This is a genomic window from Cellulomonas uda, from assembly GCF_006538705.1.
Taxonomy (GTDB): Bacteria; Actinomycetota; Actinomycetes; order Actinomycetales; family Cellulomonadaceae; genus Cellulomonas; species Cellulomonas uda.
In genome coordinates, this window is sequence record NZ_BJLP01000002.1 from 54,466 (window position 1) to 77,574 (window position 23,109).

The following is a 23,109-nucleotide window of genomic DNA, read 5'->3' on the forward strand; positions in this document are numbered from 1 at the left end:
ACCAACGCACGACGCACGACGACGCCGCCGGCGGGATCCCCGCCGGCGGCGTCTCGTCGTGCTCGTGTCGGCCCGCAGGCCCGTCACGTCAGCGCTTGCGCTGCTGCTTCGCCGCGCGACGACGGGCCTCGCGGTTGCCCGCGTCGCCGGACGGCGCCGGCTCGTCCTCCGGGGCCGCCGCCTGCGCGACACCGGTCGCGTCGCCGTCCACGGACGGCGCCGAGTACTGCAGCGGGACGCGTCGCTCCGGCCCGTCGATCCCCTTCGCGACCAGGCGCGGACCACCGCCCGCAGCGGCCGCCGCGGAGTCGGCGGTCACCACGGGACCGTCCTGCACCGAGGTGTCCTCGTCGGTCTGCACCTGGACCTGCAGGTTGTACAGGTAGGCGACCGTCTCCTCCTTGATGGCGTCGGTCATCGCGTTGAACAGCTGGAACCCCTCGCGCTGGTACTCGACGAGCGGGTCGCGCTGCGCCATCGCCCGCAGCCCGATGCCCTCCTTGAGGTAGTCCATCTCGTAGAGGTGCTCACGCCACTTGCGGTCGAGCACGGACAGCGTCACGCGACGCTCGAGCTGACGCATGTTGTCCGAGCCGATCTGCTGCTCGCGGTCGGCGTAGGCGACCTCGGCGTCGGACGCGAGCTCACGCGTGAGCAGCTCGGCCGTGAGCCGCGTGGGTCCACCCGCCTCCTCGACGACGTCCTCGGGCGTGATGGAGACGGGGAACACCGCACGCAGCGCCGTCCACAGCGCCTCGAGGTCCCAGTCCTCCGGACGCCCCTCGGCCGTGGCGCCCTCGACGTACGCGGAGATGACGTCGGACCGGAAGTGCCCGACCTGCTCCTGCAGGTCCTCGCCCTCGAGCACGCGCCGACGCTGGTCGTAGATGACCTCGCGCTGGCGGGACATCACGTCGTCGTACTTCAGGACGTTCTTGCGGATCTCGAAGTTGCGCGACTCGACCTGCGACTGCGCCGACTGGATACCGCGCGTGACGATCTTCGACTCGAGCGGCAGGTCCTCCGGGAAGCCCGCGCGCGTCATCATCGACTCGGCGAGACCCGAGTTGAACAGGCGCATGAGGTCGTCCTGCAGCGACAGGTAGAACCGGGACTCGCCCGGGTCGCCCTGACGGCCCGACCGGCCGCGCAGCTGGTTGTCGATGCGGCGCGACTCGTGACGCTCGGTGCCGAGCACGTACAGCCCGCCGAGCTCCACGACCTCGTCGTGCTCCGCCGCGACGGCCTGCCGGGCCTTCTCGAGCGCACCGGGCCACGCGGCCTCGTACTCGTCGGCGTTCTCGGCGGGGTCCAGGCCACGTGCCGCGAGGTCCGCGACGGCCATGAACTCCGCGTTGCCGCCGAGCATGATGTCGGTACCGCGGCCGGCCATGTTCGTGGCGACCGTGACGGCGCCCTTACGGCCCGCCTGCGCGACGATCGCGGCCTCACGCGCGTGCTGCTTGGCGTTCAGCACCTCGTGCGGGACACCGAGCTTGCGCAGCTTGGCGGACAGCAGCTCGGACTTCTCGACGCTCGTCGTGCCGACGAGCACGGGCTGGCCCTTGGCGTGCCGCTCCACGATGTCCTCGACGACCGCGTCGAACTTGCCGGCCTCGCTCTTGTAGACGAGGTCGCGCTGGTCGATGCGCTGCATCTCGCGGTTCGTGGGGATCGGCACGACGCCGAGCTTGTACGTGCCCTGGAACTCCGCCGCCTCGGTCTCGGCGGTACCGGTCATGCCCGAGAGCTTGGCGTACAGCCGGAAGTAGTTCTGCAGCGTGATGGTGGCGAGCGTCTGGTTCTCGGCCTTGATGGCCACGCCCTCCTTGGCCTCGATGGCCTGGTGCATGCCCTCGTTGTAGCGACGCCCGGGCAGGATGCGGCCCGTGTGCTCGTCGACGATCAGCACCTCGCCGTTCATCACGACGTAGTCCTTGTCGCGCTTGAACAGCTCCTTCGCCTTGATGGCGTTGTTGAGGAAACCGATCAGCGGCGTGTTCAGCGACTCGTACAGGTTGTCGATGCCGAGGTAGTCCTCGACGCGCTCGATGCCCGGCTCGAGGACGCCGACGGTGCGCTTCTTCTCGTCGACCTCGTAGTCGCGCTCGGGCTGCAGGCGGCGCACGACCTTCGCGAACTCCGCGTACCAGCGGTTCGCGTCGCCCGACGACGGGCCCGAGATGATCAGCGGCGTACGCGCCTCGTCGATGAGGATCGAGTCCACCTCGTCGACGATCGCGAAGTTGTGGCCGCGCTGCACGAGCTCGTCCGTGCTCCACGCCATGTTGTCGCGCAGGTAGTCGAAGCCGAACTCGTTGTTCGTGCCGTACGTGATGTCGGCGGCGTACTGCTCACGGCGCTCCGCGGGCGTCATCGACGACAGGATGCAGCCCGTCGTCAGACCCAGGAACCGGAACACGCGGCCCATCAGCTCGCTCTGGTAGCTCGCCAGGTAGTCGTTGACCGTGACGACGTGCACGCCCTTGCCGGTCAGCGCGTTGAGGTACGCCGGCGCCGTGGCGACCAGCGTCTTGCCCTCACCGGTCTTCATCTCGGCGATGTTGCCGAGGTGAAGGGCCGCGCCGCCCATCAGCTGGACGTCGAAGTGCCGCTGCCCGAGCGTGCGGCGGGCCGCCTCACGCACCGTCGCGAACGCCTCCGCGAGGATGTCGTCGAGCGTCTCACCGTCCGCGAGGCGCTGCTTGAAGCGGTCGGTCTCCTCCCGCAGCTCCGCGTCGCTCAGCGACTCGAACGCGTCCTCCAGGGCGTTGACCTGCTGGGCGACGCCCGACAGCTTCTTGAGGATCCGACCCTCACCGAGTCGCAGGACCTTCTCGAGAATCGCTGACACGCATGACTCCTGGTGTAGACGCCCCGTGCGTGGTCGGCGCGGGGTGGCGCGGGCGCCCGGCGGCGTCGCCGAGCCCGACCATGGTAGGCGAGGCAGCGCTCCGTGGGCGCAGGACGACCACAGCAGTCACGAGCAGGATCGCGCCCACCACGCCCCAGGCGCCGAGCCGCTCGTCCCGGACCACGACCGCGAGCGCCGCCGCGGTCACCGGCTCGAGCAGCGACAGCAGGGTCGCCGTCGTCGCCGGCACGGTGCGCAGGCCCGTGAAGTACGCGCTGTAGGCCGCCGCGGTGGGCACCACCGCCAGGAACACGAGCCACGCCCAGCCCGCGGCGTCCTGCGGCACACCCAGCCCGACCGCGGCCGCGTACGGCACGAGCAGGACCCCGCCGAGCGTGAACGCCAGCGCGGTCACGGCGAGCCCGTCGAGCCCGGGCACCGGACGGGTGTTCACCGCGGTCAGCGACGCGAACGCCACCGCGGCGACCAGCGCGAGCGCGACACCTCCCGCGTCGACCGCGTGCCCCGCGTCGCGGCCCAGCACCAGCGCCGTGAGACCTGCCAGCGCGAGGGCGAGCGCGAGGGCCGTGCTGCGTCCCGGCCACGCCCTCGCCCGCAGCGCCGTCGCGGACGCGACCAGCAGCGGCGCCGCTCCGAGCGTCACGAGCGTCGCCACGGCGACCCCGGCCCGCGCGACCGCCTCGAAGTAGGCGGCCTCGAAGACCGCGATCAGGCCGGCGGTCGCCAGGACGCGCACCGCCGCGGCCCGCGAGCGCGGCACGCCGCGCAGACGCCCGGTGACCGCGAGCGCGACGAGCAGCAGGCCGCCGCCGCCGAGCAGGCGGTAGGCCGCGACCGCGGCGCTCGTCAGTCCGGCCGCGTCGCCGAGCTCGGCTCCCGCCAGACCGCCGGTCCCCCACAGCACGCCGGCGAGCGCGACGAGCCAGAAGTCCCCGCGACGGCCCACCCGAGCTCCCTCCGACACCGCTCGACACGCGCCTGACCTGCGGCGCGGCACCCTCGCCCGATCGCGGCGGCTCAGCGACCGTGCGCCAGCCTACGGGCCAGCGCGACGGCGAGGTCACCCCCGATGCCGTCCGTCCCGAGGACGACCTCGGGCACGCCCGCCCAGCGGCCGACGAGCACGAGCTCGTCCACGAGCGCTGCCGCGACCTCGTCGTCGTCCGGCACGCGCGTCCCCCGCCCCGCCGCCCGGTCCCGGGCGCCGGGTGTGCGGTGCGCGGCCTGCACGACGAGCCGGCCCGAGGCCCGGTCAGCCTTGAGGTCGACGAGCGCCTCGACCGCCTCGTCCATGAGGAACGGCAGGACGTAGTAGCCCCACCGGCGCTGCGCCGCGGGTACGTAGATCTCGATCCGGTACCGCAGCCCGAACAGCTCCTCGAGCCGTCGACGCTCGAACACCAGCGGGTCGAACGGGCTGAGCAGCGCGCGCCCGGTCGCCCGCCGCGGCGTCGTCGCCTCGACGTGGCGGTACGCCTCGCGCCAGCCGTCGACCCGCACGGGCACGAGGACGCCGGCGTCCACGAGCTCCGCCACCGCCCGCCGGGTCGGTGCGGTGCGCAGCCGGAAGTAGTCCGCCAGGCAGCCGAGCGTGCCGATGCCGTGCGCGCGGGCCGAGATCTCGACGAGCGCGCGCACCGCCTCCTCGCCGTCCGGCGCCGGCAGGTCCGCGACCGGGCGCGGCAGCACCCGCGCGGGGACGTCGTACAGCCGCTCGAACGCCGCGTTCCGGCCGCTGACGGCCACGTCGCCGGCGAAGAACAGGTACTCCAGGGCGCTCTTCGCGACCGTCCAGTTCCACCCCCACGCGCCGGTGGGGCGCGGGAACCGCTCGGCGAACAGCGCGTGCACCTGCTGCGAGGTCACGGGACCCCGCTCCGCGACGACCGTGCGCACCTCCTCGAGCACGGGCGAGTCGCGCAGCGGGACACCCTCGACCAGGTGCCCGCCGAACCGCTCGCGGTCCTCCCGGCGGCGCCACTCGAGCAGGCGGTACGTCTCCGGGGGCACGTACGACGCCACGTGCGCCCACGACTCGACGAGGCGGCGCGGCGCACGGCCCGCCGCACGGTCGAGCAACGCGGTGTCGTAAGGCCCGAGCCGGGAGAACAACGGGACCTGGTGGGCGCGCGCGAGCACGTTGACCGAGTCGATCTGGAGCAGCCCGATGCGGTCGACGACCTGCTGGACCTGGCGCATCGTGACCGTGCGCCCCGCGCGGGGGCGGTGCAGCCCCTGGGCGGCCAGCGCGATCCGCCGCGCCTGCGCGAGCGTGTAGCGCTCGGGGGCGGCAGACGCCGCGCGGGCGCCGGCGGCTCGCGCCGCGGTCGGCTCTGTTCCGGTGCTCGTGACCACGCGGTCATCCTGCCGCCGGCCACCGACACGCCTCACCGGCGAGGCGGGACGACGCGACAGCGCCCGGCCGGGGGCGTGCCGCCGGCCGGGCGCGTCGGTCTCGGGAGCCGCCCGGCGGTCAGCCGACCGCCTGCGCGCGCTCGGTGCCCACGACGGGCGAGTCGAGCTTGATCACGCCGTAGCTCCAGCCGCGGCGCCGGTACGCGACCGCGGGCTGGGCGGTCTCGGCGTCGACGAACAGGAAGAAGTCGTGCCCGACGAGCTCCATCTCGTACAGCGCGTCGTCGATCGTCATGGGCTGCGCCTGGTGGGTCTTCTCACGGATGACCACCGGCGAGTCGCCGAGGGTGACCTCCACCGCGCCGTCGACCGCGACCGGGGTGTCGGCCGCGACGGGTTCCTCCTGGGGCGGCCGGACGTCCACGGGGGTCAGCGGAGTGTGGTTGCGGTGGTCCTTGCGTCGGTCGCGCATCCGGCGCAGCCGCTCGAGCAGCTTCGCGAGCGCGAGGTCGAGCGCGGCGTACCGGTCGTCGGCGCACGCCTCGGCGCGGATCACGGGCCCCTTGTCGACGACGGTGAGCTCGACGCGTTCCGAGCTGTCCGCCTGACGGGGGTTGACCTCGTGCGAGACGAGGACGTCGATCCGCTGGGCGCGGGGGGCCAGCTGCTCGACCTTCGCGAGCTTGTCCGTCAGGTGTGCCCGGAACTTCGGGGACACCTCGGTGTGCCGGCCTGCAACCACGATCTCCATGAGAGCCTCCTGGGAGGTGAGGGGCGGCGGGGCCGCCGCCCGATGTCTGCGGTCGTGGCCCTCGAGAGGGCCGCTGCGGGCATCACCTCCTCCACGCGCCCGAGGGTTCGCGAGGAACCCGTCCGTGCGGCGCCGTCGGCTCGGACTGCCACGCTAACGCCGCAGGGGGCACGTGACCACTGTGCGCGCCGGGAACGTCGCTCCCGCGGGCGGAAGGTCCCGGATTCACCCTGTCGGAGCAACCCCACCTGCGGCGACCAGGTGCGTCGGGCCGCGGCCCGCCCCGCGGTCGGCCGGGCCGGGCGTGGACGCGAGAGTGACGGCCGCGCGCGGCGACGCGCCTGCGACGACGAGCGCGCGCTGCGCGGCCGCGAGCGTCGCACCGCTCGTCAGCACGTCGTCGACGAGCACGACGACACGGCCGTGCAGCGCGTCGCGATGCCGCGCCGCGACGCGCACGTCGACCCGGGCGCGGTCGCGCACGCCCCGCCCGACCTGGTCGGCACGGTCACCGCGCCGGCGGCGCAGGACCCGCGCCACACGAGCCGGGCGTCCGGCGGCGCGCAGGCCCTCGACCACGCCGCGTGCGAGCTCGTCGACGTGCGCGAAGCCACGGCGCCGCCGCGCCACGGGTGTCGACGGCGCGGGGACGACGAGCACGGGCGCGGTCGGCCGCGAGCGGGGGCAGGGCTCCGCCGCGAGGGACTCGTCGAGCACCGCCACGCAGGCGACCCCGAGCCGTCGGGCGTGCCCGACGAGCGGACGCGTCAGGTCCCGCCGCCCGCGGTCCTTCCACGCGATCACGGCCGCGCGCACCGGGCCGGCACAGTCCGCCAGCGTGAGCACGGGCAGACCCCGCGCCCCCACGGGGTCGAGGCGACCGGCACGGTCCTCGCAGCGCCACGGGTCCTCGTCGAACGCCGAGCGGCAGGACGCGCACCACGCGACGTCGGCGAGGTCGCACCCCGCGCACCGCACGGGCAGGACCAGGTGCACGACCTGCGCCCACCAGGCGCGGACGAGCGCGGCCACCGCCGCGCCGCGCCGCGTCCCGTCGTCCCGCACTCCCCCAGGGTGACGCCGAAGGCGCCGCGCGGGACCGGCACGGCGTCCGGCTGGGGACGGGAGCGCCGGGCCGCGGGGCTGGGGTCGGGTGGCGGGGCGGATCGCGCCGGTCCCACCGACGCACCGCGCGCCCTTTTCGCACAGTTGCTCCCGTTCTGTACTGTGTGCGCCGTCCGGGACCGCACGCCGTGGTCGCGGATGACCGGCCGGACGACGACGTCTGCGGTGCCCAGCAGCCCTGACCACGCGACGACGAACGAGCCGGAGGGTCCGACCATGCCGCCGAGAGCGAAGAGCATCCTGATCTGGATCGTCGTGGTCTTCGTCATCTACGCCGTGGTGCGCAACCCGGACAAGGCCGCCGACGTCGTGCGGTCCGTGTGGGACTTCATCTACGGCGCGTTCGCGGGGTTCGCGCAGTTCTTCAGCAACCTGGCGGCCTGACGGGCTCGCCGGGGGCCGCTGCGCCGGTGAGGAGGTGACGGGTGTGGACGACGACGCGACCCGGATCGTCATGTCCCACCGGCTGCTGCGCCGTTACATCCTGCCGGGCGAGCGCGTGGTGCTCGCGGCGCGGCGGCACTGGGCGCAGCTCGTCGAGCCGGCGCTCACGGCGACGGGCGTGTTCGTCCTGTGCGGCTGGCTCACGGTCGCGCTGACCCCGACGCTGGGGGACGGTGCGCTGTGGGTCTGGTGGCTGTGGGCCGCGGCCGTGGCTCGGTTCGCCTGGCTGGCGCTCGTGTGGCGGGTCGAGTGGTTCGTCGCGACCGACAAGCGGATGCTCCTGCTGACCGGGCTCGTCACCCACCAGATCGGGATGATGCCGCTCATGAAGGTCACGGACATGCGGTACTCGCGGTCCGTGCTCGGCCAGCTGCTCGGCTACGGGCAGTTCCTGCTCGAGTCCGCCGGCCAGGACCAGGCGCTGCGGCAGATCAACTGGGTCGCCCGCCCCGACGCGACGTACCGGGACCTGTGTGCGCTGATCTTCACGCCGGGCGAGGCGCCGCCCCCGGACGGCAAGGACGACGCGGGTCCCCTGCCACCCGCAGTCCTGCCCGCGCGCCCGACCGGCCACGGCCGGCACTCGGCGGCGGCGCAGGACCCCGACGAGACGTCCGACGACGAGCTCGACGACGCGTACGCCGACTTCCCCGACGACGAGCCCGACGAGGACGACGGGCGCTACGAGCCGCACGACACGCAGCCGCTGCGCGTGCGACCGCGCGTCGGCCCCCAGCCCGTCGTCGAGACCGTCGTCGAGCGGTCGTGGGACGTCTCCGAGCCGACCACACGCTTCGTCGACCTGACCGGCCGCGGGCGGCGCCACGAGGACGACGAGCCCGACGCCCCGCCGTGGCCACCGCGTCCGGGCCGCGACGAGGGCCGCGGCCGGTAACCGTCAGGGCGCGTCGGATCCGCGGCCACCCGGCGGGCGTGCCTACCGTCAGCCCGGGTACGCCGGGTCCCGCACCCCCTCGACGTGCGTGACGGCCGCCCACGTCGAGCCGACCAGCCGGTGCAGCGTGCCGTCGGTCGTCGCGACGTACACGACGCGCCCGCCCGCGAGGCCCGCGAGGTCGGGGACCTCGGCCTCGGTGGTCGTGCGCCCCGCGACGGGCACCTTGTGCACGAGCACCGACGAGTCGCTCGACCCCACGACGCCGAGCACGGACTCGTCGAGCCACACGACGTCGCTCGCGTCCTGGAGCACCGCACCCGCGCGCACGGGCTCGCCGATGTTCTGCGGCGTGCCCTGCGCGTCGCGCACCACCGCCGCGACGTCGACGGACACCCCGTCCGAGCCGCGCGAGACCACCGCGAGGCGGGTCGCGTCGCGCGCCATGCGCAACGCGACCACCGTGCGCCCGTCGAGCCACTCGGCGGGGACCACGACCGGGTCGAGCCCCTGCTTGACCGCGATGACACCCTCGCCGGGCCGTGCGGTCCACACCCAGCCGAGCCGGTCGACCGACGGTGCGACGAGCCGCGGCCCGTCGAGCAGCACCTGCGAGGGGCTGTCCTCGAGCGGCACCGTCACGAGCGTGCCGGCCGGGTCGAGCATCACGCGGACGGTGCCGTCCTCGTCGCGCGCGGGCGAGCGGGCGCCCACCGGCAGCGGCGCGACGCCCTCGACCGGGCCCAGCCCGTCCTCGCCGAGCGTCACGAGCCGGTCGTCCTGGATCATCTCGACCGGTCCGTCCGGCAGGCCGCCGCGCTGCACCGACCGCGTGTCGACGATCGGCACGGAGCCCGCGGTGACCTTCACCTCGCGCACCCCGGGCACCTGCCGCAGCGTCGCGTCGAGCTGGGCGTACAGGCTCGCGGTGTCGCCCTTGAGCACGGTCGTGCCCATGTCGAGCGGCACGGTCGCGATGCCCGAGTCGTCGACGACGACGGTGTCGGCCTGCAGCTGCACGCCCTCGGGGACGGCCGTGGTCACGGCGTCCCGCAGCCACGGGGACGGGCCGGCGAGCAGCGCGCGCGCGACCCAGGTCTGCAGGTTGTGGGACTGCGAGGGGAACCAGCGCGTCTCGGGCACGAGGAACGTGCCGTCGGCGGACAGGAAGTACAGCGAGGTCGCGCGGAACTGCTTGTCGAAGACCGACTCCGACAGCACCAGGCCGTCGGGCGCGTCCGCGATCCGCCACTCCCCCGAGCGGTTGCGCACGAGCTCGTACGTCAGCGCCCGCTGCGCGTCCCGGGGCGCCTCGGTGAACCGCCCGTCCGCGTCGACGCGAGCGGTGAGCGGGATCGTGGCGATCACGGTCCCGGCCTGTGTCGAGGCGGGGATCACGGGGTCGTCGTACACGAGGACCTCGGCGAGCGGCTCCCACGACTGGAGCGCCGCCCCCGTGAGGTACTCGCGCGCCGTGGAGAACTCGCCGACGAAGCCCGCGGCGCCCGCGAGCTGGAAACCCTCGACGATCTGCTGCGGCGTGGCGCCGGCGCGGGGCCCCTCGGCGAGCACGTCGACGTCCCGGCTCTCCGAGACGACGCCGTCGCCCTCGCGCACCGCGCCCGACGTCGGGATCGCCGCGCACGCGCCCAGCGCGGCCGTCGCGACGAGCGCACCGAGCAGGCGCACCACGCGTGCTCCCCCGCGGCCGGCGGGAGCGCCGGCGGACCGGCGACGGGCCGTGCTCATCGCACCTCCTGACGTTCGCGCGGGTCGGTCGACGGCTCGTCCCCGAGGTCCGGCAGCGCCGCCGGGTCGGTCCGCGGGCGGCTGACGGTCCGCGTCACGGGGTCGGGCGGCACCGTGTCCTCCGGGACGAGCGGCAGCGGCGAGTCGGTCAGCCGGATGCCGGCACGACGCGGCAGCGTGAGCCGGAAGCTCGCCCCGCGGCCGGGGCGCCCCCACGCCTCGAGCCAGCCGCCGTGCAGGTGCGCGTCCTCGAGCGAGATCGCGAGCCCGAGGCCCGTGCCGCCCGTGGTGCGCGCGCGAGCGGGGTCGGCGCGCCAGAAGCGGTCGAACACGTGCTGGGCCTCGTCGGCGGTCATCCCGACGCCGTGGTCCCGCACGGTCACGGCGACCGCGTTGCGGTCCGCGGCGACGACGACCTCGACCGTGCTGGCCTCGGCGTGCTCGACCGCGTTGACGAGCAGGTTGCGCAGGACGCGCTCGACCCGGCGCGGGTCGATGTCCGCGACGCACTCCGACGCGGACAGGTCGACGCGCAGCCACGAGCCGCGTCGTCCCGCGAGCGGGAACGTGTGCTCGACCGCCGCGAGGACCACGTCCCGCACGTCGCGCGAGTCCGCGTCGAGCACGGCGGCGCCGGCGTCGAAGCGGCTGATCTCGAGCAGGTCCGCGAGCAGGTCCTCGAAGCGGTCGAGCTGGGTCTGCAGCAGCTCGGCGGACCGCTTGACCGCGGGGTCGAAGTCGTCGCGCGAGGCGTGGATGACCTCGCCCGCCATCCGGATCGTCGTGAGCGGGGTGCGCAGCTCGTGCGACACGTCGGACACGAACCGGCGCTGCACGGCCGACAGCTCCTCCATGCGGCGGATCTGGTCCTGCAGGCTCGCGGCCATCTCGTTGAACGAGGACGCCAGCGTCGCCATCTCGTCCTCGCCGCGCACCGGCATGCGCTCCGCGAGGTGGCCGTCCGCGAGCCGCTCGGCGACCTCGGCCGCGCGGCGCACGGGACGCACCGCCTGCCGGGTCACGAGCCACGTCATGCCGCCCAGGAGGACGACGAGCGCGGCCGCGGCGGCCGCCAGGGTCCGCAGCAGGAAGTCCAGCCGCTCCTGCTCGGCCTGCAGGCTGTAGAGGAAGAACAGGCCGTACTCGCCGGCCTGCGGCACGGTGACGTCCTGCCCGACGACGACCGCCGGCTCGACGCGTCCGCCGACCTCCCAGGCGACCGACTGCCAGTGCTGGCCGCCCTCGGCCGTCGCGTCCTGCAGCCGTTCGCTCACCAGGTCCGCGAGCGCCAGCTTGGAGCCCGCGACGCAGACCGACAGCGCAGACTCCTCCCCCGGCGCGCGCAGGAGGAACACCTCACGCTCGCCCGTGCCGCCGGACGCCTGCGCGGCGGCCACCTCGCGCAGGAGCCGCTGCACGTCGACCGCCGTCTGCGCGTTCGACGAGTCGAACGTCGTCTGCGCCTGCGCGGTGCTGCGCGCGCTCTCGGTGAGGAGCTGCTCGACGCGGCCCGTGTACAGCCCGTCCTTCATGCGCTCGCCGACGTACAGCCCGATCGCGCCGAGCGCCGCGAGGCCGAGCGCGAGCGTCGTCGTGATGACGCGGACCTGCAGCGACGAGCGCCACGCGTGCCCCCAGCGCCGCAGCCGACGGCCCGCGCGCGCCCGCAGCAGCCGCCCGGTCCCCCTCAGCCGCGGCATCGCGCGTGCCCCCCGGCGGTCCCGGCCGTCACGTGGGCGTCACACCTGCCTTGTACCCGACGCCCCGGACGGTCACGACGATCTCCGGCTGCTCGGGGTCGTTCTCGATCTTGCTGCGCAGGCGCTGGACGTGGACGTTGACGAGACGCGTGTCCGCGGCGTGCCGGTACCCCCAGACCTTCTCGAGCAGCACCTCGCGGGTGAACACCTGCCACGGCTTGCGCGCGAGCGCGACGAGGAGGTCGAACTCGAGCGGCGTGAGCGACACCGGGCGGCCGCCGCGCTCGACCCGGTGGCCGGGCACGTCGATCGTCACGTCGCCGATGGTCAGGTGCTCGGGCGCGGGCTCGTCGGACCGGCGCAGGCGGGCGCGCACGCGCGCGACGAGCTCCTTGGGCTTGAACGGCTTGGAGATGTAGTCGTCCGCGCCCGACTCGAGGCCCAGGACGACGTCGACCGTGTCGCTCTTGGCGGTGAGCATGACGATGGGCACGCCCGACTCGGCGCGGATCTGCCGGCACACCTCGTTGCCGTCCTTGCCGGGCAGCATGAGGTCGAGCAGGACGAGGTCCGGCTGGGTCTGGCGGAACACGCCCAGCGCCTCGTCGCCGTCCTCGCAGAACACCGGGTCGAAACCCTCCGACCGCAGCACGATCCCGATCATCTCGGCCAGGGCGGTGTCGTCGTCGACCACCAGCACGCGTCCCTTCATGGCGGCATTGTCGCACCGCGACCCGGCAGCTCCGGGTGATGCCGTGCCGCCGACCGGGTGGATCTGCCTCGCGGGACGCCCGACGTGGCACGATGAGGGCGCGCTCGGCCCCGACCGCGCGCTGCCACGACCGGGCGACCGACCCGGCCACCGACGCGAGGGAGCGACGCTCGATGACGGGCCCGCAGGACGCCGACCAGACGCCCACGTGGGCCGCGCCCGGATCGGCGCCGTCGACACCGCCGACGCCCCCCGCGCCGACCGTGCCCTCCGTGCCAGCCGTGCCCCCTGCGGCCCCCGCGGCGGACGGCTGGGGACCGGCGCCCGGTGCGCAGCCGCCCGCGCCCTACCCTCCCGCCGGCCAGCCGGCGCCCGGCTACGGCACGCCGCCGGGCTACGGTCCCCCGCCGGGCTACGGTCCCCCGCCCGGGTACGGGCCTCCGCCCGGGTACGGCACCACCGCTCCCGGCTACGGCCCCGCGGGCTGGCAGCCGCCCGCCGCGCGCCCGGGGATCATCCCGCTGCGCCCGCTGAACCTCGGCGAGATCCTCGACGGCGCGTTCCGGGCGGTGCGCGCCAACCCGGCGGTCATGTTCGGGCTGTCGTTCGCGGTCGTCGCGGTCGCCGTGCTGCTGCAGGGCGTCCTCACGTGGTACGTCGGCGGCCTGCTCGCGCAGGAGTGGTCCTCGGTCCTCGACGACCCGGTCCTCGTCGACTCGGGCCTGGCCGACGACGGCGCGAGCTCGCTCGGCGCCTCCAGCGCGATGCTGCTGACGCAGCCGGTCACCGCGCTCGCCACCACGATCCTCGTCGGCCTGCTCATCGTGAGCGTCAGCCGCTCGGTCATCGCACGCAAGGCGACCATGTCGCAGGTGCTGCGCTCGGGACGCGTGTGGCACGTCGTCGGCTTCTCGCTGCTGCAGGGCGTCGCGGTCACCCTGGTCGCCGCGGTCGCCATCGGGATCGGCGTGCTGATCGCGACGCAGACCTCGTGGGGCTGGGTGCTCGCGTACGCGCTCCTCGCGGGGCTCGCGTTCGTCGTCGCGGCGCTGTGGTTCGGCGTGCGCACGTTGCTCGTGCCGGCGGCGCTCATGCTCGAGCAGCGCAAGTTCTGGCCGACCGTGGCGCGCGCCTGGCGCCTCACGCGCGGCAGCTTCTGGCGCCTGCTCGGCATCCAGATCCTCACCTACCTCATCGCGAGCGTCGTCGCGTGGGTGGTGCAGTTCCCCGTCACGCTCGTGCTCACGTTCGTCGTCGGCTCGACCGACGCGCTGAGCGGCGGGGCGATCGCGGTGACGTCGGTCGGCAACGTGCTCGCGCTGACGCTCACGACCGTCTTCACGGCGACCGTCGTCGCACTGCTGTACATCGACACGCGCATGCGCCGCGAGGGCCTCGACATCGAGCTCGCGCGCGCGGCGGAGCAGGCCGCGTGACGCCAGGCGCGCTGCTCGCGCGGGTCCTCGGCGCGGTGGAGCCGCCCGTGACGCCCGACGCCGAGACCGCACGCCGCTGGGCCGTCGAGGAGCTCGCGAGCCCGGAGTACCAGGACCGGCGCTCGGTCCTCGAGCGGCTGCTGGAGTGGCTGCAGCGGCAGTTCTCGGACATGCAGGGCGTCTCGCTCGACGGGCCCGTGGTCGCGCTCGTGCTGGTGGGCGCGGTGGCGCTGGCGCTGCTGGTGGCGTGGTGGGTCGCCGGTCCGGTGCGCAGCGGGCGCGCGTCCGCGACCCGCACGGTGCTCGACCACGACGACACGCGCACCGCCGCGCAGCTGCGCGCCGCGGCGGACGCGGCCGCGCGTGCGGGTGACTGGACCACCGCGGTGCTCGAGCGGTTCCGCGCCGTCGTGCGCGACCTCGAGGAGCGCGCGGTGCTCGACGAGCGTCCCGGGCGCACCGCGCACGAGGCCACGCTCGACGCGGGCGCCCGGCTGCCCGACGTCGCCGCGGAGCTCGTCGCGGGTGGCACGCTGTTCGACGACGTGGCGTACGGCGGCCGGACCGCGACACGCGTCGACGACGACCGGCTCCGCGCGCTCGTCGTCGCGGTCGGCGCCGCGCGGCCGACCGCGCCCGCGGGCACCGCGCACCACGGCTCGGTGGCGGTGCCGCGATGAGCACCACGGACGTGCACGCCGGCAGCCACCCGGCCGGTGTGGTCGGCGACGGGACGACGACGCGCTCGCGCGCCGCCGGCCGCTGGCGGCGCCTGCGGGTCCCGCTCGCGCTCGTCGCGGCGCTCCTGGTGATCGGTCTGCTCGCCGCGCTGCCCGAGCCGCGCACCTCGACCACGCCGCTCGCACCGGACAACCCGGGACCGACGGGTGCGCGGGCCGTCGCGCAGATCCTCGGGCGGCACGGCGTGGACGTGCAGTACACGCGCCGGTTCGCCGACGTCGTCGCGGCCGACGCGCCGGGCGTGACCGTCGCGGTGCTCGGCGAGTCCGCGCTCGGTGACGCGCAGGTCGACGCGCTGCGCGGCCTCGGGGCGGACCTCGTGCTCGTCGGCACACCGTGGACGGCCGAGCAAGTCGCCGGGATCCGCGGCGGCTTCGGCGCCACGAGCGACGCCCCGCGGCCGGCCCGCTGCGACGACCCCGACGCGCGCGCCGCGGGCACGGTCGTCTCGACCGGTGCGCTGGTCGCCGCACCCGGCCAGGTCGGTTGCTTCCCCTCGGCCGGGGCGTCGGTCGCGTACGTCGTGGCGCAGGTCGACGGCCGCCGTGTCGCGGCGCTCGGCAGCGCGGACCTCCTGACGAACGACCACCTTCAGACCGCCGGCAACGCCGCGCTCGCGCTGCGGGTGCTGGGTCGCGGCGAACGCCTCGTCTGGTACCTGCCATCCTGGGACGACCCGTGGGACGGCACCGCGTCCGACGAGACGCTCGCGAGCACGATGCCCCCGTGGACCGGACCGCTGCTGTGGATGCTCGCGCTCGTCGTCGTGGTCGCGGGCGTGTGGCGCGGACGACGGTTCGGGCGGCTCGTCGTCGAGCCGCTGCCCGTCGTCGTGCGGGCCGGCGAGACGACGCGTGGCCGCGGACGGCTGTACCGCCGGGGCCGCGCGCACGGTCACGCGGCGGCCGCCCTGCGCGCCGCGACCGCGAGCCGGTGCGCCGCGCGGCTCGGCCTGCCGCGCTCGGCCGCCGCACCCGACGTGATCGACGCGGTCGCGCGCGCCACGGGACGCGACGCGGCCGGCGTCGAGGAACTGCTGTACGGCCCGCCACCGACCACCGACTCCGCGCTGGCCCAGCTGGCCGGCCGGCTCGACACCCTGGAGAGCGAGGTTCACCGATCGTGACCGACGACGTGACCGTCCCCCCGAGCAGCCCCCCGAGCAGCCCCCCGAGCAGCCCCCCGAGCCCCCCGGCCGGAGGGCAGCCCGCCGCACCCGCGGGGTTCGCGCCCAGCGTCGAGCTGCGCCAGGCGCTCGCCGACGTGCGCGCCCAGGTCGCGAAGGCCGTCGTGGGCCAGGACGCCGCGGTGTCCGGTCTGGTGATCGCACTGCTGTGCCGCGGGCACGTGCTGCTCGAGGGCGTCCCCGGCGTCGCCAAGACGCTGCTGGTGCGCACGCTCGCGGCGAGCCTCCAGCTCGAGACCAAGCGCGTGCAGTTCACGCCGGACCTCATGCCGGGCGACGTCACCGGGTCGCTCGTGTACGACGCCCGGACCGCGCAGTTCTCGTTCCGGGCCGGGCCGGTGTTCACCAACCTCCTGCTCGCGGACGAGATCAACCGCACGCCCCCCAAGACGCAGTCCTCGCTGCTCGAGGCGATGGAGGAGCGGCAGGTCTCGGTCGACGGCGAGCCGCGCCGCCTGCCCGACCCGTTCCTCGTGATCGCGACGCAGAACCCCGTGGAGTACGAGGGCACGTACCCGCTGCCGGAGGCCCAGCTCGACCGCTTCCTGCTCAAGCTCACGCTGCCGCTCCCGGAGCGCGAGGACGAGGTCGAGGTGCTCGCGCGGCACGCCGCGGGCTTCGACCCGCGCGACCTGGCGGCCGCGGGCGTGCGGCCCGTCGCGGACCAGGCGGTGCTCGACCGCGCGCGGGCCGAGGTGGCGCGCGTGCAGGTGGCGCGCGAGGTGCTCGGGTACGCCGTCGACGTGTGCCGCGGGACGCGGCGGTCCCCCTCGCTGTCGCTCGGCGTCTCGCCGCGTGGCGCCACGGCGCTGCTCGCGACGGCCCGCGCGTGGGCGTGGCTCTCGGGGCGGGCGTACGTGACGCCGGACGACGTCAAGGCGCTCGCGCACCCGACGCTGCGGCACCGCGTGCAGCTGCGGGCGGAGGCCGAGCTCGAGGGCGTGACGGCGGAGACCGTGCTCGACACGGTCCTCGCCTCGGTCCCCGTCCCGCGCTGACGACGTGGCGGTGACCTGGCGGGCCGTGCTGCTCGCCGCGCTCGGGATCCCCGTGGTCCTGCTCGTCCCGATGTCCGGGACGGTGATCGTGTGGGCCGTGCTCGTCGTGCTCGCGTGCGGCGTGGACGCGTGGCTCGCGGCGTCACCGCGCGAGGTCGCGGTGCGTCGCGAGGTGCCGGCGTCCGTGCGGCTCGGCGAGCCGGTCCGCTCGACGGTCACGCTCACGCACGTCGGCGGCCGTCGGCGGCTGCGTGCGCACGTGCGGGACGCCTGGCCGCCGTCGGCCGGTGCGACCCCGGGCGGCGACCCCGGCACCGGGGGGCGTGGCGCGCAGACGCACCCCGACCGGCACGCGGTGGACCTGGCCCCGGGCGACGCGCGCCGCGTCCGCACGCTGCTCGTCCCGACGCGCCGCGGCGACCTGCGGGGCGACCGCGTGACGATCCGCGCGTGGGGGCCGCTGGGACTCGCCGCGCGCCAGGCGTCCGTGGACGTGCCCACGCGGCTGCGCGTGCTGCCCGCGTTCCGCTCCCGGCGCCATCTCGCCTCGCGCCTCGCCCGGCTGCGCGAGCTCGACGGGCGCGCCGCGGTGCAGATCCGCGGTGCGGGGACCGAGTTCGACTCGCTCCGCGAGTACGTCATGGGCGACGACGTGCGCTCGATCGACTGGCGCGCGTCGGCGCGTCGTGCCGACGTCGTCGTGCGCACGTGGCGGCCCGAGCGGGACCGGCGCGTGATGATCGTGCTGGACACCGGCCGGACGTCGGCCGTGCGCGTGCAGGACGAGCCGCGGCTCGACGCGGGCATCGAGGCCGCGCTGCTGCTGTCCGCGCTCGCGCAGCACGCGGGCGACCGCGTCGAGCTGCTGGCCTACGACCGGCGCGTGCGCGCCCGGGTCGCCGGGACGTCCGGGCCGCGGCTCATGCCCGCCCTGGCGGACCAGCTCGCGGGCGTGACGCCCGCGCTCGTGGAGACGGACTGGCCCGGGGTCGTGGCGCAGGTGCGTGCCCGGATGTCGCAGCGCGCACTCGTCGTGCTCCTGACGACGCTGGAGCCCGTGGTCGTCGAGCACGGGCTGCTCGACGTCGTCGCCGGGCTGGCCGACCGGCACCAGGTGGTCGTCGCGTCGGTCGCCGACCCGGAGGTCGCGGAGCTGGCGCGCGGACGCGCGGACGCGACGGCCGTGTTCGACGCGGCCGCCGCCGAGCGCGCCGGCCTCGAGCGTGCGGCGGTCGCGGTGCGCCTGCGTCAGCGCGGCGCCGAGGTGGTCGAGGGGCTGCCCGACGACCTCGCGCCGCGGCTCGCGGACACGTACCTGGCGCTCAAGGCCGCCGGCCGGCTCTGAGCCGCGGCCCGGCGGCCCGTCTCAGCCCGCGGTCGCCAGGGCGTACCCGGCGCGGTCGTCGGTGAGGTCGCCCGTCTCCCCCGCCCGCACGGCGCGTCCACCCAGGACGATCGTGTACGTCCAGAACGCCGCGAGCGCGAGCGCGCCGATGACGATCTTCAGCCACCACCACAGGCCCGAGCCGGTCACGAAGCCCTCGACGAGCCCCGACAGCCCGAGGACACCGACCAGCCCGATCGCCGCGGTGAACAGCGCACGGGCCTCCTGCGACAGGGCGCGCCCGCGCGTGCGTGGCCCGGGCGCGACCCACGCCCAGAAGACCTTGAGCCCCGCGGCGCCGGCGACGAACACGGCCGTGAGCTCGAGCAGCCCGTGGGGGGCGATGAGCGTCAGGAACACGTCCAGCGCGCCGTGCGCGGACATCATGCCGCCGATGTTGCCGATCGCGACCGCGTTGGACCACAGGAAGTACACCGGCCCGACGCCGGTGACGCCCGTGCCCACGCAGATCGCCGCGAGCAGCGCGTTGTGGGTCCACACCGTGGCCGCGAAGCCCACGCCCGGGTCGTAGTAGGAGGCGAACGCGTCGTCGACGTACTCCTGCCGCGCCGCGGGCGTGCCCATCGCCGCGAGCGCGCCCGGGTCCGTCGCGACCCACACGCCCGCGACCAGCGCGACCGCGACGAACGCGACCATCACGGCCACGGTCCACCAGCGCAGGCGGTAGAACGCCGCGGGCACGGTCACGACGACGAACCGCACGACCTCGCGCCAGGACGGCTCGTGCGTGCCCGCGACCGCCGCCCGGGCCCGGGCGACGAGCTGCGAGAGCTGGGCGACGGTCTCCGGGTCGGGCGCGGCCGAGCGGATCGTCGACAGGTCGGTCGCGGCGGCCTGGTAGAGCCGCACGAGCTCGTCGGCCTCCGCTCCTGTACGCCGCCGGATGCGCGTGAGGTCGTCCAGCCGCTGCCAGGACGCGGCGTGCACCGCCTGGTAGGCGTCGAGGTCCATGCGGCACAGCCTGCCATCCCGCCCGACCCGCTAGGGTGCGGACGCGGGGTGAGCGGGTCGGGAGACGAGGGGGCCGGAGGTGAGCGGGCTGGACGTCGGGGCGGACACGATCGTCATCGGTGAGGCCGTCGAGCTCGACGCGCGGTCGGCGTCGGTGCTCTCGCGCCTGCTCGGCGCGCTCATCGACCTGGCCGTGCTGGTCGTCGTGCTGATCGCCGCCGCGATGCTGCTCGCGAACGTCGTGCGGATCACGGCGTCCGAGGCCGTCGCGAGCGTCGGCGGGACGGTGATGGTCGCGTTCCTGCTGATCGGGCTGCCGACGCTCGTCGACACGCTCACGCGCGGGCGCTCGCTCGGCAAGCTCGCGGTCGGCATCCGCATCGTGCGCGACGACGGTGGTCCGATCGTGTTCCGTCAGGCGCTCGTGCGCGCGCTCACCGGTGTCGTCGAGCTGTGGCTCACGTTCGGGTCGGTCGCGCTGATCACGTCGATGGTCCACCCGCGCGGCAAGCGGGTCGGTGACGTGCTGGCCGGGACGTACGCGGTGCGGGTGCGGGGTGGCTCACCCTCGCGGGCGCCGCTCGTCATGCCCCCGCACCTGGCCGCGTGGGCGCGCTCCGCGGACGTCGCGCGCCTGCCCGACGGTCTCGCGCTGTCGACGCGGCAGTTCCTCGGGCGCGCGCCGCGTCTGCACCTGGGCTCGCGCGTCGAGCTCGGCACGCGGCTCACGCAGGAGGTGCAGCGCTACGTGCACCCGCTGCCGCCTGCCGGGACGCATCCTGAGGCCTTCCTCGCCGCGGTCCTGGCCGAGCGACGGGACCGCGAGCTGGTCGCGGAGCACCGGGCCGCCGAGCGTCGCGACCGTGAGGCGGCGCTCCTGCACCGTCTGCCGCACGGCGTCCCGGACCCGCGGTCCTGACGCCCCGCCGGGTGCGGGGTGCGGCGCGGCGCTCAGAGCGCCGCGGCGATGCGGTCGAGCCGGTACGGCGCGAGCGTGCGGCTCATCGTCGCCGACAGGTGGTGCCGATCCCGGTACGCCATCACGTGCCCGACCACGGGCCGGCACACCGACGACGTGCACAGGAGCGACGTGGTGTCGACGAGCACGCTTCCGGGCACCAGCGCGTGGGCCTTGCGCAGCGGGTCGGGCGTCGCGAGCGCGACGTCGCGCGGCGTGCGGCAGGCGAGCGCGACGCGCACGGTCGTGGCGCCCGTGGCGCACGTGAGGGCCGACCGGCTCATGATGGGGTTGTCGACGATCGCGACGACGAGCGTGCCCGCCTCCTGCAGGCGGCGCCACGCGACGGCCATCGCGTCGGGCGTCGCGCCCGTCTCGCGGTAGCCCGTCACGACGACGACGTCGTACCGCCCGGCGACGAGCCGGCGCAGCAGGTCGGCGCGGCGCAGGTGGCACGCGTGCTCGGCCGGCCCCGGGTCGGCGAGCAGGCAGCCCTGCGCGACGTACGTGTCGAGCCGCCAGTTCAGCCGCGCCGCGGAGTCCCGCAGCCCGGGGAGCGTCATGGCCCCGTGCGAGTCGCCCGTGACCGCGACGCGCAGCGCATCCCGCGACCGGGACCCGTACGTGCACGAGCGCACGCGCTCCGTCACGGCGGCGACGTAGCAGGAGAACGCGCCCCCGGTGTCGTCCTGCCACCCGTCGCGGCGCGGGTCGGGGCGGATGCTGCCCGACAGGTCGGGGTTGGTGCACGGACGGTCGCGGGGGTCCATCGCGGCCGCGCCGAGGCACGGGACCCCCGTGCCCAGGACGCGCGTGAGGTCCCCGTACGCGCCCACGTCCAGCGCGCCGCTCGCGACCCACGGCCGCCCGTACCAGGCCGGGGCGACCACCCGGTACTGGCGGTTCCCGAGCGCGTCGGGCCGGACGCGCAGGTCGAACCCGCCGCCCGAGCCCGTGCGGGCGCGCGCCACGGTGACCCACGAGCCCGCGGTCCAGCGCTGCAGCACGACCGGTGCCTGGTCGGCCGCGGGCAGCACGCGGCCCGAGAACACGCGCAGCGTCCCCGGCCCGCCGGTCCCGCGGGCCGCGAAGCCGGTGACGCGCCGCGACGTCGTGGCGGCCGCCTCGGTGCCTGCTCGCGCGGCACCGCCCGTCGTCGCACGCGTGGACGAGCCTCCGGCAGGGCCGTCCGCTCGGGCCGCCGGAGCCGGCACCCCGACCGCGAGCAGCGCGACGAGCGCGACGAGCGCGGCGAGGGCACCGGGCAGGCGCGTGCGGCGCAGGGCGCTCATGAGGTCCTCCTGGGCGGTACGGGGTCGCGTCGGGTCCGGCGGCTGGGGAGGCCTCATCCGACGATGCCGCGCTCCCCCGCGGCGCGCGCGTCGAGCGCCGCCACCACCGGCCCCAGACGGTACGCGAGGATCGAGCGGCCGAACGTCGCCGACAGGTGGTGCAGGTCCCGGTACGCCATGACGTGCCCGACGACGGGCCGGCAGTCGGCGGCGCCGCACATGAGGTCGACGGTGTCGACGAGCACCGTGCCGGGCGCCTGCGCGTGCGCGGCGAGCAGCGGGTCGGGCGGCTGGAGCGCCGCCGCGCGCGGCATCGCGCACGCGACCACCTGCGCGACCGTGGCGGCCGGGTTCGTGGCGCACGCGAGCGTGGCGTCGTCGAGCTTCGGGCCGTCACCGATCACCGTGACCACCGCGCCGGTGCCGAGCAGCCGCCGCAGCGCCAGCGCGATCGCGTCCGGCGCCGCCGCGGTCTGCCGGTATCCGGTGAGGATGACGACGTCGTACCGCCCGCCCAGCAACCGGCGCAGCAGGTCGCCGCGGCGGAAGTGGCACTCGTCGTCGACCGGCCCGGGGTCGGCGAGCAGGCAGCGCGCCGCCGCGTAGCTGTGCAGCCGCCAGTTGAGCCGCTCGGCCTGGTCCCGCAGCCCGGGCAGCACCATCGCCGCGTGCGAGTCGCCGACGAGAGCGACCCGCAGCGCGTCGGGACGCGTGGACCCGTAGTCGCACCGCTCCACGGGGACGTCGGTCTCGCCGTGGAAGCACGTGAACGCGCCGTTGGTGTCCCGGTGCCAGCCCACGCCGCGGCGCGGGTCGGGCATCAGCCGGCCCGCGAGGTCGGGGTTCTCGCACCCGGGCTCGGCGAACGCGACCGCGCCCTGGCACGGCTCGTCGGGCGGCAGGACCGCACGCAGGTCGCCGTAGGCGCCCACGTCGATCGCGTCGCTCGCGACCCGGGGCTGCCCGAGCCAGTGCGGCGCGACGACCCGGTACTGCGCGTTGCCGAGCCCGCCCGTCACGAGCCGCAGCGTGAACGCACCGTCGACGCCTGCCCGTCCGCGGTCGACCGTGCGCCACCCGGCGGGGGTCCACCGCTGCAGCGCGACGGGCGCCCCGGCGGCGGCGGGCCGCACGTGCCCGGCGACGTCACGCGCGCTCCCCGGCCCGCCCGTGCCCGTCACGACGACGTCCGCGACCGCCCGACCGGCGCCCGCGGCGAGCGGCACGAACGGCTGACCGACCGCCCACGGCCCCGTCACCGTCCGCGCGGCCCCGGTCGCCACGACCGGGGCGCCGGCCGCGGGCGCGAGGGCGCGTGCGGCGACGGGCAGGGACGGTGCGTGCGCGGCGGCCTGGTCGCGGGCGTCCGTGCGGTCGCCGCCCGCGCGCGAGCCCGTCGCGCCGGCCACCGCCGGCACCGCACCGACCGGCACCGCACCGACCGGCATCGCACCGACCGGCATCGCACCGATCAGCACAGCACCGATCAGCACCGCACCGATCACGACCGCCGCGAGCAGGACCGCGGCGAGCTGC

At 75.7% G+C, this 23,109-nt stretch carries 19 protein-coding genes; 8 read left to right on the forward strand and 11 right to left on the reverse strand.

Going from position 1 to position 23,109, the window contains the following annotated elements; all coding sequences use genetic code 11:
* Nucleotides 1-88 precede the first annotated feature (88 nt).
* From secA to CUD01_RS01095, 5 genes are all read right to left on the reverse strand, one after another.
* Nucleotides 89-2,854 (reverse strand): preprotein translocase subunit SecA, encoded by a 2,766-nt coding sequence (gene secA, locus CUD01_RS01075; RefSeq protein WP_141317983.1) that lies wholly within the window; start codon nucleotides 2,852-2,854, stop codon nucleotides 89-91.
* Nucleotides 2,817-3,821 (reverse strand): DMT family transporter, encoded by a 1,005-nt coding sequence (locus tag CUD01_RS01080; RefSeq protein ID WP_141317985.1) that lies wholly within the window; start codon nucleotides 3,819-3,821, stop codon nucleotides 2,817-2,819. The genes secA and CUD01_RS01080 overlap by 38 nt, the downstream gene beginning before the upstream one ends.
* A gap of 71 nt (nucleotides 3,822-3,892) precedes the next feature.
* On the reverse strand, nucleotides 3,893-5,230 hold the full coding sequence (locus CUD01_RS01085; protein ID WP_307722656.1) for a winged helix-turn-helix domain-containing protein: 1,338 nt from the start codon (nucleotides 5,228-5,230) through the stop codon (nucleotides 3,893-3,895).
* 118 nt (nucleotides 5,231-5,348) lie between these two features.
* Complete coding sequence (gene hpf / locus CUD01_RS01090) at nucleotides 5,349-5,981, reverse strand: ribosome hibernation-promoting factor, HPF/YfiA family (protein ID WP_141317987.1); 633 nt, start codon at nucleotides 5,979-5,981, stop codon at nucleotides 5,349-5,351.
* Between the two features lie 225 nt (nucleotides 5,982-6,206).
* Nucleotides 6,207-7,046: a ComF family protein gene (locus tag CUD01_RS01095; RefSeq protein WP_141317989.1), complete on the reverse strand. Its 840-nt coding sequence runs from the start codon at nucleotides 7,044-7,046 to the stop codon at nucleotides 6,207-6,209.
* Nucleotides 7,047-7,322: 276 nt separating this feature from the next.
* Here CUD01_RS01095 and CUD01_RS16360 point away from each other — a divergent pair, with 276 nt between their 5' ends.
* Both CUD01_RS16360 and CUD01_RS01100 read left to right on the forward strand, forming a co-directional pair.
* A complete protein-coding gene (locus CUD01_RS16360) occupies nucleotides 7,323-7,490 on the forward strand; it encodes a hypothetical protein (RefSeq protein WP_166771971.1) in 168 nt (55 codons plus the stop codon).
* A gap of 43 nt (nucleotides 7,491-7,533) precedes the next feature.
* Entirely contained in the window at nucleotides 7,534-8,445 is a 912-nt protein-coding gene (locus CUD01_RS01100) for a PH domain-containing protein (RefSeq protein WP_141317991.1), read from the forward strand.
* A gap of 48 nt (nucleotides 8,446-8,493) precedes the next feature.
* Here the strand turns inward: CUD01_RS01100 and CUD01_RS01105 are convergent, their stop codons facing one another.
* From CUD01_RS01105 to mtrA, 3 genes are read right to left on the reverse strand one after another with little or no spacing between them, the layout of a single operon-like run.
* Nucleotides 8,494-10,194 carry an LpqB family beta-propeller domain-containing protein gene (locus CUD01_RS01105; protein WP_141317993.1) on the reverse strand — a complete coding sequence of 567 codons (1,701 nt, stop codon included), beginning with the start codon at nucleotides 10,192-10,194 and terminating at the stop codon, nucleotides 8,494-8,496.
* Nucleotides 10,191-11,894, reverse strand: a complete 1,704-nt coding sequence (gene mtrB / locus CUD01_RS01110) for an MtrAB system histidine kinase MtrB (protein ID WP_141317995.1) — start codon at nucleotides 11,892-11,894, stop codon at nucleotides 10,191-10,193. The genes CUD01_RS01105 and mtrB overlap by 4 nt, the downstream gene beginning before the upstream one ends.
* 28 nt (nucleotides 11,895-11,922) lie before the next feature.
* Nucleotides 11,923-12,606, reverse strand: a complete 684-nt coding sequence (gene mtrA / locus CUD01_RS01115; protein ID WP_094180486.1) for an MtrAB system response regulator MtrA — start codon at nucleotides 12,604-12,606, stop codon at nucleotides 11,923-11,925.
* Between the two features lie 272 nt (nucleotides 12,607-12,878).
* Between mtrA and CUD01_RS01120 the strand changes: the two genes are divergently transcribed.
* From CUD01_RS01120 to CUD01_RS01140, 5 genes are read left to right on the forward strand one after another with little or no spacing between them, the layout of a single operon-like run.
* Nucleotides 12,879-14,042: a DUF7847 domain-containing protein gene (locus tag CUD01_RS01120; protein ID WP_166771942.1), complete on the forward strand. Its 1,164-nt coding sequence runs from the start codon at nucleotides 12,879-12,881 to the stop codon at nucleotides 14,040-14,042.
* A complete protein-coding gene (locus CUD01_RS01125; RefSeq protein WP_170209603.1) occupies nucleotides 14,039-14,722 on the forward strand; it encodes a DUF4129 domain-containing protein in 684 nt (227 codons plus the stop codon). The genes CUD01_RS01120 and CUD01_RS01125 overlap by 4 nt, the downstream gene beginning before the upstream one ends.
* The gene (locus CUD01_RS01130) at nucleotides 14,719-15,909 is read left to right on the forward strand and encodes a DUF4350 domain-containing protein (RefSeq protein ID WP_141317997.1); all 1,191 of its coding nucleotides are present in this window, start codon (nucleotides 14,719-14,721) and stop codon (nucleotides 15,907-15,909) included. Before CUD01_RS01125 ends, CUD01_RS01130 begins: the two co-directional genes overlap by 4 nt.
* The gene (locus CUD01_RS01135; RefSeq protein WP_244937601.1) at nucleotides 15,906-16,967 is read left to right on the forward strand and encodes an AAA family ATPase; all 1,062 of its coding nucleotides are present in this window, start codon (nucleotides 15,906-15,908) and stop codon (nucleotides 16,965-16,967) included. The genes CUD01_RS01130 and CUD01_RS01135 overlap by 4 nt, the downstream gene beginning before the upstream one ends.
* A 4-nt stretch (nucleotides 16,968-16,971) precedes the next feature.
* Nucleotides 16,972-18,312 carry a DUF58 domain-containing protein gene (locus CUD01_RS01140; RefSeq protein WP_094180489.1) on the forward strand — a complete coding sequence of 447 codons (1,341 nt, stop codon included), beginning with the start codon at nucleotides 16,972-16,974 and terminating at the stop codon, nucleotides 18,310-18,312.
* Nucleotides 18,313-18,333: 21 nt separating this feature from the next.
* Here the strand turns inward: CUD01_RS01140 and CUD01_RS01145 are convergent, their stop codons facing one another.
* Entirely contained in the window at nucleotides 18,334-19,323 is a 990-nt protein-coding gene (locus CUD01_RS01145) for a stage II sporulation protein M (protein WP_141317999.1), read from the reverse strand.
* A 79-nt stretch (nucleotides 19,324-19,402) separates the two neighbouring features.
* Here CUD01_RS01145 and CUD01_RS01150 point away from each other — a divergent pair, with 79 nt between their 5' ends.
* Nucleotides 19,403-20,242 (forward strand): RDD family protein, encoded by an 840-nt coding sequence (locus CUD01_RS01150; protein ID WP_232514708.1) that lies wholly within the window; start codon nucleotides 19,403-19,405, stop codon nucleotides 20,240-20,242.
* Nucleotides 20,243-20,274: 32 nt separating this feature from the next.
* Here the strand turns inward: CUD01_RS01150 and CUD01_RS01155 are convergent, their stop codons facing one another.
* Together CUD01_RS01155 and CUD01_RS01160 are read right to left on the reverse strand one after the other, a co-directional pair.
* A complete protein-coding gene (locus CUD01_RS01155; RefSeq protein WP_141318001.1) occupies nucleotides 20,275-21,573 on the reverse strand; it encodes an SGNH hydrolase domain-containing protein in 1,299 nt (432 codons plus the stop codon).
* Nucleotides 21,574-21,626: 53 nt separating this feature from the next.
* Nucleotides 21,627-23,066 (reverse strand): SGNH hydrolase domain-containing protein, encoded by a 1,440-nt coding sequence (locus CUD01_RS01160; protein ID WP_141318003.1) that lies wholly within the window; start codon nucleotides 23,064-23,066, stop codon nucleotides 21,627-21,629.
* Nucleotides 23,067-23,109: the final 43 nt, after the last annotated feature.

Excerpts from the sequence above, each read along its gene's own strand:
- hpf (WP_141317987.1), bottom strand. The coding sequence starts at position 5,981 with ATGGAGATCGTGGTTGCAGGCCGGCACACCGAGGTGTCCCCGAAGTTC.
- CUD01_RS16360 (WP_166771971.1), top strand. The coding sequence starts at position 7,323 with ATGCCGCCGAGAGCGAAGAGCATCCTGATCTGGATCGTCGTGGTCTTC.
- CUD01_RS01105 (WP_141317993.1), bottom strand. The coding sequence starts at position 10,194 with ATGAGCACGGCCCGTCGCCGGTCCGCCGGCGCTCCCGCCGGCCGCGGG.
- mtrB (WP_141317995.1), bottom strand. The coding sequence starts at position 11,894 with ATGCCGCGGCTGAGGGGGACCGGGCGGCTGCTGCGGGCGCGCGCGGGC.
- mtrA (WP_094180486.1), bottom strand. The coding sequence starts at position 12,606 with ATGAAGGGACGCGTGCTGGTGGTCGACGACGACACCGCCCTGGCCGAG.
- CUD01_RS01130 (WP_141317997.1), top strand. The coding sequence starts at position 14,719 with ATGAGCACCACGGACGTGCACGCCGGCAGCCACCCGGCCGGTGTGGTC.
- CUD01_RS01145 (WP_141317999.1), bottom strand. The coding sequence starts at position 19,323 with ATGGACCTCGACGCCTACCAGGCGGTGCACGCCGCGTCCTGGCAGCGG.
- CUD01_RS01155 (WP_141318001.1), bottom strand. The coding sequence starts at position 21,573 with ATGAGCGCCCTGCGCCGCACGCGCCTGCCCGGTGCCCTCGCCGCGCTC.